Here is a 12,682-nt window from a genome sequence, read left to right as displayed (position 1 = left end):
GCACGGTCGTAGACCATCGGCGGACGGACAGGGCCGCCCGCGGCCGAGACAGTGGCGGCATGGAGAAGACAACGGGGATCAACCGGGCGCGGTTTCTGGCGGGAGCGGCGGGGATCGGGGCCGCCGCGCTCCTGTCGGCGGGCCGCGCGGAGGCGACCGCACGAAAGCCGGGACTCACACGCCACGGCGTCGTCTACACCGTCGGCGAGGGCGAGACGCCCGGCACCGCCTGGAGCGCGGTCCGGATGCGTCGCGACATCCGGGCCATCCGGGACGACCTGCACGCCGACACCGTCGACGTCACCGGCGACGGTGTCGAACGCCTCACCGCCACCGCCGCCGAGGCGGCCGAACGCGGGCTGCACGTCTGGCTCCAGCCGACCCTCGGGGACGTCCCGCCGCGGGACATCCTCGAACACCTCGCGGAGACCGGCCGGTTCGCGGAGCGGCTGCGGAGGCAGGGCGCGAGCGTGGAGTTCAGTGTGGGCTGCGAGTTCTGGCTGTTCGTGCCGGGCATCCTGCCGGGCGCGACCGTCATGGAGCGCATCGAGAACCTGCAGAAGGGCAACGTCGACTGGGCCGGTATGCAGCGCCGTCTCGCCGACTTCACGGCGCGGGCGGCGGGGCTCGGCCGTTCCGTCTTCCACGGCCGGCTCAGCTACGCGTCCGCTCCCGAGATCGACCAGGTCGACTGGGGCCTGTTCGACGTGGTCGGCGTCGACTACTACTCCTACCACCGCGAACCCGCCGCCCATGTCCGGGAGTTGAAGCAGCACCTGCGCTGGGGCAAGCCGCTCGCGATCACCGAGTCCGGCACCTGCACCTACGTCGGCGCCCCCGAGGCGGGCGGCATGGGCTGGGACATCGTCGACTACGACAAGGACCCGCCGGAGATCAAGGGGAACGTCGTCCGCAGCGAGCGCACCCAGGCACGCCATCTCACCGGTCTCCTCGACGTCTTCGAGTCGATGGGCCTCTACGCCGCGATGGCCTTCGAGTTCCTCACCGCGGACGCCCCTCACCGCCCCGACGACCCCCGCCACGACCTCGACATGGCGAGCTACGGGATCGCCAAGGCGATCAAGGACCGCCCCGACGACCCGCGTTCGGACTGGCACTGGGAACCGAAGGAGGCGTTCCAGGCGCTGGCGGCGCGCTACCGCGGGGCGTGTCAGCGGCAGTAGGTGTCCTGGGCCGGACGCACCCCCGTGGCCAGGAAGCGGGACACGAGGGCGTCCCCGCACGCGGTGCCGTTGTCGAGGTAGGCGTCGTGGCCGGTGGAGTCGTTGACGACCATGACGGCACGTCGGCCGAACGCCTCGCGCAGCTTGAGGGCGCCGCTGAGCGGGGTGGCCACGTCCCGTGCGTTCTGCACCATCAGGATGTCGGACCGGCCGCGGTCGGTGACGTGCACCGGTGCCTCCTTCGGCTCCCACGGCCAGGCGGCGCACGCCATCGCGTTCCTCGGCATGCCCCCGGTCAGCGGGTACTTGGCCCGGCTCTCGGCCACGCCCTTGGCGTACACCGCCGGGTCGCTCGGCCAGTCGGCGTCGTTGCAGATCGTGGCGGCGCCGACCGCGGTGACGTTCTGGAGGACGGCCTCGGGCGGTGCGGCCGGGGCGGGCGGCACGGTGCCCTTCCGCGCGGCGAGGATGAGCCTGGCCAGGGCCGGGTAGTCGTCCGGGTCGTAGAAGGCGTCGAGCATGGACTGGCGCAGGACGTTGCCGTTCAGCTCCGCCGGGTTGGCGCCGGGCCAGGGGATCGGCTCGCGGTCGAGGCGGGCGGCGAGGTCCAGGAAGAGGGGGCGCACCTCGGCGGCCGTGTCGGCGAGGCGGTCCGGATTGCCGGGCGCGGCGGCCCACTTGGCGAACTCCGGGAAGTTGTCCTCGGCGCCCTGCTCGAACGCGGCGAGCCAGGCGCGCTCCGCGAGGACGGGGTCCGCGTTGTCGTTGCTGTCCAGGACGATGCGGTCGGTGCGCTGCGGGAACAACTGGAGGTAGGCGTCGGCGACATAGGTGCCGTACGACACGCCCCACGCGGACACCCTGCGCTCGCCGAGGGCGGCGCGGACGCGGTCGAGGTCGCGGGCCTCGTTGAGGGTGCTGATGTGCCGGATCAGTTCGCCGCCGTTGCGTGCGCATGCCTCGGAGACGCGCTTGCCGGCGGCCATGGTGGCGTCGACGGAGCCGTCCGGGGCGGGCCAGGGCAGCAGGGTCGTGCGGGCCAGGTCACGCTGTTCGAGCCCGCAGTCGACGGCCGTCGAGGGTGCCATCCCGCGCGGCGCGAACCCGATCAGGTCGTAGGCCTCGCGGACCTTCTTCGGCAGCTTCTGCCCCTTCCTGGAGGGGTCGTTCATGCTGTCGCCGCCGGGGCCGCCGGGGATCAGCAGCAGGGCGCCGCGCCGGGCGGCCGGGTTCTCGCTGGGGATACGGGAGACGGCGATCTCGATCTTCGGGCCGTCCGGGTCGGCGTAGTCCATGGGTACCGGCACGGTCGCGCACTGCTGGCGCGGATCGAGGCCGCCGCCCTCGCACTTCGTCCATTCCAGCGCCGGGGTCCGGGCGGCGGCGGAGGCGGTCAGCGGCGTCACGACACCGAAGACGACACCGGAGGCGGCGGCGATCAGGGCGAGGCTTTTCGTCATCTGCTTCATACCAGGAGCCTCTCGAATCCTCCGTCGCGGCCCCATCCGGTCAACTGCCGGATTTCCACGGGGGTTTACCCCCTTACCGGGCTCGGGAACGGTCGTAGCCGGTGATCGGCGCCGGGGTCTCGGGCCTGACCGCGGCGGTACGGGATGCGACTCCGGCCGAGCGGGCGGGCCCGGCGACGGCCCGGGTCTCGTCGCCCACGGACGACCACAGGTCCGCGTAGGCGAGAATGGGGCCATGAGTCTGTTCCGCGACGACGGCATCGTGCCGCGCACCCAGAAGCCGGGTGAGGCGGACCGGATCATGCTGTGCTTCTCCGGGGGGCGACCCCCGGGCCCCCAGCCGGACACCCGTGGGGGTGTGCGATGAGTCTCTTCCGGGACGACGGGGTCGTGCTGCGGACGCAGAAGCTGGGTGAGGCGGACCGGATCATCACGCTGCTCACGCGTGGGCACGGACGTGTGCGGGCCGTGGCCCGTGGGGTGCGGCGGACCAAGTCGAAGTTCGGCGCCCGTCTCGAACCCTTCTCCCATGTCGACGTGCAGTTCTTCGCACGGGGGAGCGAGCTGGTGGGGCGTGGGCTGCCGCTGTGCACACAGAGCGAGACCATCGCTCCGTACGGTGGCGGGATCGTCTCCGACTACGCCCGCTACACCGCCGGGACGGCCATGCTGGAGACCGCCGAGCGGTTCACCGACCATGAGGGCGAGCCGGCTGTGCAGCAGTACCTGTTGCTCGTCGGCGCCCTGCGGACCCTCGCCCGGGGCGAGCACGCGCCCCACCTCGTGCTCGACGCCTTCCTGCTGCGCTCCCTCGCCGTCAACGGCTACGCCCCCAGCTTCAGCGACTGCGCGAAGTGCGGCATGCCGGGCCCGAACCGCTTCTTCTCCGTGGCCGCCGGAGGCTCGGTCTGCGTGGACTGCCGGGTGCCCGGCAGCGTCGTACCGTCGTCGCAGACCCTGGAACTCCTCGCCGCGCTGCTTACGGGAGACTGGGAGACCGCGGACGCGAGCGAGCCGCGGCATGTCCGGGAGGGCAGCGGTCTTGTGTCCGCCTACCTGCACTGGCATCTGGAACGCGGGCTCCGATCCCTGCGTTACGTAGAGAAGCAACCCTGAGAGGGAGACGAGAACCACCATGGTCGTACGCGGGATCCTCGGCCGTCAGCGCCGCGAGTACAAGGCGCCCGAGCCGCACCCGTCCGGCGCCCGCGCGCCGAAGCTCCCCGGTGAGCTGATCCCCGAGCACGTGGCGATCGTCATGGACGGGAACGGCCGGTGGGCCAAGCAGCGCGGCCTGCCCAGGACCGAGGGGCACAAGGTCGGCGCCGAGCGGGTGCTCGACGTGCTCCAGGGCGCGGTCGAGGTCGGCGTGAAGAACATCTCCCTCTACGCCTTCTCCACCGAGAACTGGAAGCGCTCGCCCGACGAGGTCCGCTTCCTCATGAACTTCAACCGCGACTTCATCCGCAAGACCCGGGACCAGCTCGACGAGCTCGGCATCCGGGTGCGCTGGGTGGGCCGGATGCCCAAGCTGTGGAAGTCCGTCGCCAAGGAGCTCCAGGTCGCCCAGGAGCAGACCAAGGGGAATGACAAGCTCACGCTGTACTTCTGCATGAACTACGGCGGGCGGGCCGAGATCGCCGATGCCGCGCAGGCTCTCGCCGAGGATGTGAAGGCGGGTCGGCTGGATCCGTCCAAGGTCACCGAGAAGACCCTCGCGAAGTACCTGTACTACCCCGACATGCCCGACGTGGACCTCTTCCTGCGCCCCAGTGGCGAGCAGCGCACCTCCAACTACCTGCTCTGGCAGAGCGCCTACGCCGAGATGGTCTTCCAGGACGTCCTGTGGCCCGACTTCGACCGCCGTGACCTGTGGCGGGCCTGCGTCGAGTTCGCCTCCCGGGACCGCCGCTTCGGCGGAGCCGTCCCGAACGAGGAACTGCTCGCCATGGAGGAAGCGATGAAGGGCGAGCCGGAGGACTGACCTCCGCTCCGCCCCCGCCGGTGGCCGCGTGCGTGCGGCCGCCGGCGTACGTGCCCGGTGCGTCAGCCCTGGGCGGTCGCGCACTCCGCGCAGGTGCCGAAGATCTCCACGGTGTGCGCCACGTTGACGTATCCGTGCTCGGCCGCGATGGCGTCGGCCCACTTCTCCACGGCCGGACCCTCGACCTCGACCGCCTTGCCGCAGAGCCGGCAGACCAGGTGGTGATGGTGGTCGCCGGTGGAGCAACGGCGGTAGACGGACTCGCCGTCCGAGGTGCGCAGGACGTCGACCTCGCCCGCGTCGGCGAGGTTCTGGAGGGTGCGGTAGACCGTGGTCAGACCGACGGCGTCGCCCTTGTGCTTGAGCATGTCGTGCAGTTCCTGCGCGCTGCGGAACTCGTCGACCTCGTCGAGGGCCGCCGCCACGGCGGCCCGCTGCCGGGTGGCACGGCCCTTCACGGGCGGTCCTGCGGTCGTCACGAAATGCCTCCTTGCTTCGGCGCCTGCCGGGCCATTGTGCCAGCCCGGCCTGGGCCGGGTCAGACGCCGACCGTGCCGTCGGCTTCCCGAGTGGCCGGAATCGCACACTCCGCGGGGTCCCCGGCAGGCTGCCGCGCGGCGGCCGCGCGGGCGCGGCGGCGGGCCAGCGGCGTGGCCAGCGCCGTCAGCAGGATGAAGGCCGCGATGGTCAGGAGCACGATCGTCGCGCCGGGCGGCACGTCCTGGTAGTACGAGGTCACGGTGCCGCCGATGGTCACCGTCACCCCGATCGCCACCGCGATCGCGAAGGTCGCCGCGAAACTCCGGCTGAGCTGCTGCGCCGCCGCCACCGGCACCACCATCAGGGCGCTGACCAGCAACAGTCCGACCACGCGCATCGCGACGGTCACCGTCACCGCGGCCGTGACCGCCGTCAGCAGGTTGAGCGCGCGCACCGGAAGGCCGGTGACCCGGGCGAACTCCTCGTCCTGGCTGACCGCGAAGAGCTGCCGGCGCAGACCGAGGGTGACGAGCACCACGAACGCGGCCAGCACACAGATCGCCGTCACGTCCGACTCGGAGACCGTGGACAGCGAACCGAACAGGTACGACGTGAGGTTGGCGTTGGAGCCGCCGGGCGCGAGGTTGATGAACATCACGCCGCCGGCCATACCGCCGTAGAAGAGCATCGCGAGGGCGATGTCGCCGCGGGTCCTGCCGTACCAGCGGATCAGCTCCATGAGGACCGCGCCGAGGACGGAGACCAGGGTCGCCATCCACACCGGCGACCAGGAGAGCAGGAAGCCGAGGCCGACGCCGGTCATCGCGACATGGCCGATGCCGTCGCCCATGAGGGCCTGGCGGCGCTGGACCAGGTAGATGCCGACGGCGGGGGCGGTGATGCCGACCAGGACGGCGGCGAGCAGGGCCCGCTGCATGAAGGCGTAGTCGAGGAAGTCCATCAGCTCAGCAGTCCTGTGCGCAGCGGCTCGTGGTCGTGGGGGTGGATGTGGTCGTGGCCGGGCAGGGCATGCTGACCGACCGCGCGCGGGGGAGGACCGTCGTGCAGAACGCAACCGTCCCGCAGGACGACCGCGCGGTCGATCAGCGGCTCGAGGGGGCCCAGCTCGTGCAGGACGACCAGGACCGTGGTGCCCTGGGCCACCTGTTCCCGCAGGGTCTGGGCGAGCACCTCCTGGCTGGCCAGGTCCACGCCCGCCATCGGCTCGTCCATGATCAGCAGTTCGGGTTCGGCGGCGAGCGCGCGGGCGATCAGCACCCGCTGGTGCTGGCCGCCGGAGAGGGCGTTCACGGAGTCCTTCGCCCGGTCCGCCATGCCGACCAGCGCCAGGGCCCGCCGTACGGCCTCGTGGTCGGACTTGCGGAGCATGCCGAAGCGGGCGCGCGACAGACGGCCGGAGGAGACGATCTCGGTGACGGTCGCGGGGACCCCGCCGGCGGCGGTGGTGCGCTGCGGGACGTACCCGACCCGCGCCCAGTCCCGGAACCGGCCGCGCGGGGTGCCGAAGAGCCCGATCTCACCGGCGGACGTGGGCACCTGGCCGATGATCGTGCGGATCGCGGTGGACTTTCCGGAGCCGTTGGCGCCGAGCAGCGCGACGACCTCACCGCGGTTCACGGTGAGGTCGATGCCGCGCAGGACGGGCCGCGAGCCCAGGTCGGCGCGGACGCCGCGCAGGGATATGACAGCCCCTTCGAGGCGCTCGGTCATGCCGTCCTCCCACAACGTCATTTCGCTCCCAGGGCGGCTTGCAGCGCCTTGAGGTTGGCTTCCTGGACCGCGAAGTAGTCCTTGCCGCGGGACTTCTCGGTGATGCCCTCGATCGGGTCGAGGACGTCCGTCTTCAGCCCGGCGTCGGAGGCGATGGTCTTCGCGGTCTTGTCGCTGACGAGCGTCTCGTAGAACACGGTGGTGACGCCGTCGGCCTTCGCCATCTTCTCAAGGTCCTTGACGCGGTCGGCGCTGGGCTCGGACTCGGGGTCGAGGCCGTTGATGGCCTCCTCGGTGAGGCCGTAGCGCTCCGCGAGGTAGCCGAAGGCGGCGTGCGTGGTGATGAAGACCTTGGTGTCGGTGTTCTTCAGCCCTGTCTCGAACTTCGTGTTGAGCGCGCCGAGCTTCTTCACCAGGGCAGCGGTGTTGGCCTTGTAGTCGGCCGCGTGGTCCGGGTCGGCCTTCTCCAAGGCCTTGCCGACGCCCTCGGCGACCTCGGAGTAGCGCACCGGGTCCAGCCAGATGTGGGGGTCGAGGCCTTCGAGCTCCTCGTCGGCGTGGTCGTCGTGCTCGGCCGCGTGGCCGCCGACCTCGTTGCCGTGCTTCTCCAGCTCGGTGAGGGAGGAGGCGTCGATCTTCGTCTTGATGTCGGACTGGGCCACCGCGTCGTCGACGGAGGGCTGGAGGCCCTTGAGATAGAGGGCCGCGTCGGACTCCTGGAGCTGCGCGGTCTGCTTGGCGCTGATCTCCAGGTCGTGCGGCTCCTGGCCGGGCTCGGTCAGGCTGGTGACGCTCACGTGGTCCCCGCCGATCTGTTCGGCGAGGAAGGCCATCGGGTAGAAGGAGGCAACGACGTCGAACTTGTCGGTGTTGCCCGCGGCGGCGCTGTCGGTGGAGCAGGCGGAGAGGCCGGCGAGGCCGAGGAGGGCGACCGCGGATATCAGGTGACGTCGTGCTTTCATGACAGTCATTTTCAACAAATGTGGAAACCGTTGTCAACAAGGGTCGTGGGTCCGGCACCGATTTGATACGGGGGGTGGCGCCGCCGGTAACCTGAGGCATTCGCCGCTGTCCATCCGTCATGAAGAGAGCACCGTGGCCGCCGACAAGATCGACACCATCGTCAGCCTGAGCAAGCGCCGTGGCTTCGTTTTCCCCTGTAGTGAGATCTACGGCGGTCAGAAGGCCGCCTGGGACTACGGACCGCTGGGTGTCGAGCTCAAGGAGAACCTGAAGCGTCAGTGGTGGCGTTACATGGTGACCTCGCGCGAGGACGTGGTCGGTCTCGACTCGTCCGTGATCCTTGCCCCCGAGGTCTGGGTCGCCTCCGGTCACGTCGCCACCTTCTCCGACCCGCTCACCGAGTGCACCTCCTGCCACAAGCGGTTCCGCGCGGACCACCTGGAGGAGGCCTACGAGGCCAAGCACAAGCGCGCGCCGGAGAACGGCCTGGCGGACATCAACTGCCCCAACTGCGGCAACAAGGGCCAGTTCACCGAGCCCAAGCAGTTCTCGGGTCTGCTCTCCACCCACCTCGGCCCGACCCAGGACACCGGCTCCATCGCCTACCTGCGCCCGGAGACCGCGCAGGGCATCTTCACCAACTTCGCCCTGGTGCACACCGCTTCGCGCAAGAAGCCGCCGTTCGGCATCGCGCAGATGGGCAAGTCCTTCCGCAACGAGATCACGCCCGGCAACTTCATCTTCCGCACCCGCGAGTTCGAGCAGATGGAGATGGAGTTCTTCGTCAAGCCGGGCGAGGACGAGAAGTGGCAGGAGTACTGGATGGAGCAGCGCTGGAACTGGTACACGGGCCTGGGCATGCGCGAGGAGAACATGCGGTGGTTCGAGCACCCGAAGGAGAAGCTCTCCCACTACTCCAAGCGCACCGCTGACATCGAGTACCGCTTCCAGTTCGGCGGCAACGAGTGGGGCGAGCTGGAGGGTGTGGCCAACCGCACCGACTACGACCTCACCGCGCACTCCAAGGCCTCGGGCCAGGACCTCGTCTACTACGACCAGGAGGCCGGCGAGCGCTGGACGCCGTACGTCATCGAGCCCGCGGCCGGTGTCGGCCGCGCGATGCTGGCGTTCCTGCTCGACGCGTACGTCGAGGACGAGGCGCCCAACGCCAAGGGCAAGCTGGAGAAGCGCACCGTGCTGCGTCTCGACCACCGCCTCGCCCCGGTGAAGGTCGCGGTCCTGCCGCTGTCCCGCAACCCCGAGCTGTCCCCGAAGGCCAAGGGCCTCGCCCAGGCGCTGCGCCAGAACTGGAACATCGAGTTCGACGACGCGGGTGCGATCGGGCGCCGTTACCGGCGTCAGGACGAGATCGGTACGCCGTACTGCGTGACGGTCGACTTCGACACCCTCGAGGACAACGCGGTGACGGTTCGTGAGCGGGACTCCATGAAGCAGGAGCGCATTTCGCTGGACCAGATCGAGGGGTACCTGGCCGGGCGGCTCGTCGGCTGCTAGGTCTTCGGTCGGCCTGTCTTATTGGTCCCCGGCACAGGGCTCGCTTTGGCCCTGTATCGGGGACCGTTCCGTTCACCAGGCTTGCTCCCATGAGCCTCGCCTTTCTCCTCACCACCCTCGTCGTGGTCGCCACCCCCGGTACCGGGGTCGTCTACACGCTGGCCGCCGGTCTCTCCCGCGGTCCTCGCGCGAGCGTCGTCGCCGCTTTCGCCTGCACGCTCGGGATCGTGCCGCATGTGCTGGCCACCGTCACCGGGCTCGCCGCGCTGCTGAACGCGAGTGCGGTGGCCTTCCAGGCGGTCAAGTACGCCGGGGTCGCCTACCTCCTCTACATGGCCTGGGCGACCGTCCGGGACAAGGACGCGATCGACGTCGAGCCGGGCGGTACGCCCAGGTCCGCGGGCCGGGTGATCGTCCAGGGCGTGCTGATCAACCTCCTCAACCCGAAGCTGACGATCTTCTTCCTCGCGTTCCTGCCCCAGTTCGTCGACCCGTCCGAGCCGCACGCCCTGCCGCGGATGCTGGGGCTGAGCGGCGTCTTCATGCTGGCGACCTTCGTGGTGTTCGCCGGGTACGGGGTGCTCGCCGCCTCGGTGCGCAGCCATGTGATCTCACGGCCCCGGGTGATGGCCTGGCTGAGGCGGAGTTTCGCGGGGTCCTTCGTGCTGCTCGGGGCCAAGCTGGCCACGACTGACGGATGACGACGACTGACGGATGACGGCTGACAGATATTGAAATCTGTCAGTCGTCATGGCAGGGTGGGTGGCATGACGATGCGAACCCGAACCCTCGGCACCACCGGCCCCCAGGTCTCCGCCCTCGGCCTCGGCTGCATGGGCATGTCCGGTATGTACGGCGAGACGGACCGCGCCGAATCGATCGCCACCATCCACGCCGCCCTGGAGGCCGGTGTCACCCTGCTGGACACCGGCGACTTCTACGGCATGGGCCACAACGAACTGCTGATCAGCGAGGCGCTGCGCACCGCTCCGGCCGCCCTGCGCGAGAAGGTGCTGCTCAGTGTGAAGTTCGGCGCCCTGCGCGACCCGGAGGGCGGCTGGTCCGGCTTCGACGGCCGCCCCGCCGCCGTGAAGAACTTCGCCGCGTACTCCCTCCAGCGCCTCGGCGTCGGCCACATCGACGTCTACCGCCCCTCCCGGCTCGACCCCCAGGTGCCGATCGAGGAGACCGTCGGCGCGATCGCCGAACTGGTCGAGAAGGGCTGGGTCCGGCACATCGGCCTCAGCGAGGTCGGCGCCGACACCATCCGCCGGGCCGCCGCCACCGCCCCGATCGCCGACCTCCAGATCGAGTACGCGCTCATATCCCGCGGCCCCGAGCGGGAGATCCTGCCCACCCTGCGTGAGCTGGGCATCTCCGTCACCGCGTACGGAGTGCTCTCCCGCGGCCTGATCTCCGGCCACCTCACGGCCGACCGGCGACTGGCCGCGAACGACTTCCGCGCCCACTCGCCCCGCTTCCAGGGCCAGAACCTCCAGCACAACCTCGCGCTGGTCGAGTCCCTGCGCAAGATCGCCGAACAGAAGGGCGTCACGGTCGCGCAGATCGCCATCGCCTGGGTGGCCTCCCGGGGCGACGACATCGTGCCGCTGGTGGGTGCGAAGACCCGTGAGCGGCTCGGTGAGGCCCTGGGCGCGCTGGACGTGACCCTGGACGCCGCCGACCTCGCCGCCCTTGAGGAGGCCGTACCGGCGGACGCGGTGGCCGGTGAGCGGTATCCGGCGCCGCTGATGGCCATGCTGGACAGCGAGCGGTGAACACCGTGCCGGGTACCGTCTAGGCCATGGCAGCCACCTCCGAGACCCTGACCGCCGAGCGCATCCTCGAAGCCACCGAGGAGGTGCTGCGGCGGTACGGCCCTGCCAAGGCCACCGTGGTCGACGTGGCCCGCGCGCTCGGCGTCAGCCATGGCAGCGTCTACCGGCACTTCCGGACCAAGGCGGCGCTGCGCGAGGCGGTCACCAAGAGGTGGCTGGACCGGACGACGGAGATGCTGGTCGCCGTCGCCGTAGCGGACCGTGATCCGCAGACCCAGCTGCGGGACTGGTTCGCCACCCTCTTCGAGGCCAAGCGCCGCAAGGCGGGCGACGATCCCGAACTGTTCGCCACCTACTCGGCGCTGGCGGGCGAGAGCGGCGGAGTCATCGAGGAACATCTCGCCGAGCTGACCGGCCAGTTGACCCGGATCGTCCGGGCCGGCGTCGAGGCGGGCGTCTTCGTCTCCGACGACCCGGCGACCACCGCCCGCGCCCTCTTCCAGGCCACCGGCCCCTTCCACTCTCCCGCCTACGCCTCCGAGTGGGAGAAGCCGGGCGCCGACGAGGACTTCTCGGCACTGCTGGCCCTGCTGCTGAGGGGACTGCGGGCGGGCTAGAGTGTGCGAGCCCGCCAGGGTGACGATGTGACCGTGTGAGACGAGGGAGACCCGATGCCCCCGACGATCCGACGGGCCGTGATCCCCGCCGCCGGACTCGGCTCCCGACTGCTGCCGCTGACCAAGGCGACGCCGAAGGAGATGCTCCCGGTCGGCGACAAGCCGGTCATCGAGCACACCGTGCGGGAGCTGGTGGACTCCGGCATCACCGACATCACCATCGTCGTCTCCGGCGGCAAGTCCCTGATCCAGGACCACTTCCGCCCCAACCCCGCCCTGGTCGAGCAGCTGCGCGCCGACGGCAAGCACGCCTACGCGGACGCCGTCGAGGAGATCGCCGAGCTGGCCCGCCGCGGCCACATCACCTACCTCGACCAGCACGGCCCCTACGGCAACGGCACCCCGGTCCTCAACGCCGCCCGCTCCTTCGGCGACGAGCCCGTCCTGGTGCTGTGGCCGGACGACGTGTTCGTGGCCGAGGTACCGCGCGCCCAGCAGCTGATCCGCGCCTACGAGCAGACCGGCTGCCCGGTGCTGGCCCTCCTGCCGATGGACCCCACGGAGTCCCAGCGCTACGGCGTGCCCCTCGTGAAGGAGGACCTCGGCGGCGGCACCCTGCGCATCACCGGCCTGGTCGAGAAGCCCGAGCCCGCCGCCGCCCCGTCGGCGTACGCGGCCATCGGCGGCTATGTCATCACCCCGGGCATCATCGACGAACTGCGCGAGCGGACCCGCCGCTGGTACGAACACCGCACCGGCGAGATCTACCTGACCGACGCCATCAACGCCTACGCCGCCGACCGCGCGGTGTACGGCCAGGTCATCCAGGGCCGCTGGTACGACACCGGCAATCCGGCCGACTACCTGGTGGCCCAGATGGCGCACGCCCTGGCCCACCCCGAGTACGGCCCGCTGCTGCGGCGCCTGGTCGGCGACCTGGACACCGGCGAGGGTTCCTGAC

General features: G+C 70.4%; 14 protein-coding genes. 9 read left to right on the top strand and 5 right to left on the bottom strand.

Annotation, left to right across the window (positions count from 1 at the left end; all coding sequences use genetic code 11):
* Positions 1 to 59: 59 nt before the first annotated feature.
* Positions 60 to 1,184 carry an abortive phage infection protein gene (locus AB0D34_RS33910; RefSeq protein WP_362668631.1) on the top strand — a complete coding sequence of 375 codons (1,125 nt, stop codon included), beginning with the start codon at positions 60 to 62 and terminating at the stop codon, positions 1,182 to 1,184.
* Here AB0D34_RS33910 and AB0D34_RS33905 read toward each other — a convergent pair.
* Positions 1,172 to 2,653: an alpha/beta hydrolase gene (locus AB0D34_RS33905; protein ID WP_362668629.1), complete on the bottom strand. Its 1,482-nt coding sequence runs from the start codon at positions 2,651 to 2,653 to the stop codon at positions 1,172 to 1,174. The genes AB0D34_RS33910 and AB0D34_RS33905 overlap by 13 nt on opposite strands.
* Positions 2,654 to 2,888: 235 nt before the next feature.
* Between AB0D34_RS33905 and AB0D34_RS33900 the strand changes: the two genes are divergently transcribed.
* Genes AB0D34_RS33900 through AB0D34_RS33890 form a run of 3 tightly spaced genes read left to right on the top strand, consistent with a single transcriptional unit; the run spans position 2,889 to position 4,637 of the window.
* Complete coding sequence (locus tag AB0D34_RS33900) at positions 2,889 to 3,020, top strand: hypothetical protein (protein WP_362668884.1); 132 nt, start codon at positions 2,889 to 2,891, stop codon at positions 3,018 to 3,020.
* The gene (gene recO, locus AB0D34_RS33895; RefSeq protein WP_362668627.1) at positions 3,017 to 3,769 is read left to right on the top strand and encodes a DNA repair protein RecO; all 753 of its coding nucleotides are present in this window, start codon (positions 3,017 to 3,019) and stop codon (positions 3,767 to 3,769) included. The genes AB0D34_RS33900 and recO overlap by 4 nt, the downstream gene beginning before the upstream one ends.
* Before the next feature lie 19 nt (positions 3,770 to 3,788).
* Positions 3,789 to 4,637, top strand: a complete 849-nt coding sequence (locus AB0D34_RS33890; protein ID WP_362668624.1) for an isoprenyl transferase — start codon at positions 3,789 to 3,791, stop codon at positions 4,635 to 4,637.
* A gap of 62 nt (positions 4,638 to 4,699) precedes the next feature.
* On the opposite strand, the gene AB0D34_RS33885 is transcribed toward AB0D34_RS33890, so the two are convergent.
* Genes AB0D34_RS33885 through AB0D34_RS33870 form a run of 4 tightly spaced genes read right to left on the bottom strand, consistent with a single transcriptional unit; the run spans position 4,700 to position 7,810 of the window.
* Positions 4,700 to 5,116, bottom strand: a complete 417-nt coding sequence (locus AB0D34_RS33885) for a transcriptional repressor (RefSeq protein ID WP_362668622.1) — start codon at positions 5,114 to 5,116, stop codon at positions 4,700 to 4,702.
* Positions 5,117 to 5,175: 59 nt separating this feature from the next.
* Positions 5,176 to 6,078, bottom strand: a complete 903-nt coding sequence (locus tag AB0D34_RS33880) for a metal ABC transporter permease (RefSeq protein ID WP_362668620.1) — start codon at positions 6,076 to 6,078, stop codon at positions 5,176 to 5,178.
* The gene (locus AB0D34_RS33875) at positions 6,078 to 6,869 is read right to left on the bottom strand and encodes a metal ABC transporter ATP-binding protein (RefSeq protein WP_362668617.1); all 792 of its coding nucleotides are present in this window, start codon (positions 6,867 to 6,869) and stop codon (positions 6,078 to 6,080) included. The genes AB0D34_RS33880 and AB0D34_RS33875 overlap by 1 nt, the downstream gene beginning before the upstream one ends.
* Entirely contained in the window at positions 6,866 to 7,810 is a 945-nt protein-coding gene (locus tag AB0D34_RS33870; protein WP_362668614.1) for a metal ABC transporter substrate-binding protein, read from the bottom strand. The genes AB0D34_RS33875 and AB0D34_RS33870 overlap by 4 nt, the downstream gene beginning before the upstream one ends.
* Before the next feature lie 133 nt (positions 7,811 to 7,943).
* On the opposite strand from AB0D34_RS33870, the gene AB0D34_RS33865 reads away from it, so the two are divergent.
* From AB0D34_RS33865 to AB0D34_RS33845, 5 genes are all read left to right on the top strand, one after another.
* Positions 7,944 to 9,326, top strand: a complete 1,383-nt coding sequence (locus AB0D34_RS33865) for a glycine--tRNA ligase (RefSeq protein ID WP_362668612.1) — start codon at positions 7,944 to 7,946, stop codon at positions 9,324 to 9,326.
* Between the two features lie 89 nt (positions 9,327 to 9,415).
* Positions 9,416 to 10,027: a LysE family translocator gene (locus tag AB0D34_RS33860; protein ID WP_362668610.1), complete on the top strand. Its 612-nt coding sequence runs from the start codon at positions 9,416 to 9,418 to the stop codon at positions 10,025 to 10,027.
* Positions 10,028 to 10,093: 66 nt separating this feature from the next.
* The gene (locus tag AB0D34_RS33855) at positions 10,094 to 11,104 is read left to right on the top strand and encodes an aldo/keto reductase (protein ID WP_362668608.1); all 1,011 of its coding nucleotides are present in this window, start codon (positions 10,094 to 10,096) and stop codon (positions 11,102 to 11,104) included.
* A 26-nt stretch (positions 11,105 to 11,130) separates the two neighbouring features.
* Positions 11,131 to 11,721, top strand: a complete 591-nt coding sequence (locus AB0D34_RS33850; RefSeq protein ID WP_362668606.1) for a TetR family transcriptional regulator — start codon at positions 11,131 to 11,133, stop codon at positions 11,719 to 11,721.
* A gap of 54 nt (positions 11,722 to 11,775) precedes the next feature.
* Positions 11,776 to 12,681 carry a sugar phosphate nucleotidyltransferase gene (locus AB0D34_RS33845; protein WP_362668604.1) on the top strand — a complete coding sequence of 302 codons (906 nt, stop codon included), beginning with the start codon at positions 11,776 to 11,778 and terminating at the stop codon, positions 12,679 to 12,681.
* The last annotated feature ends 1 nt before the right edge of the window (position 12,682 follow it).

This window comes from Streptomyces sp. NPDC048420, from assembly GCF_040651535.1.
In the GTDB taxonomy this organism is placed as follows: domain Bacteria; phylum Actinomycetota; class Actinomycetes; order Streptomycetales; family Streptomycetaceae; genus Streptomyces.
This window is presented reverse-complemented; position numbering and strand designations above follow the sequence as displayed.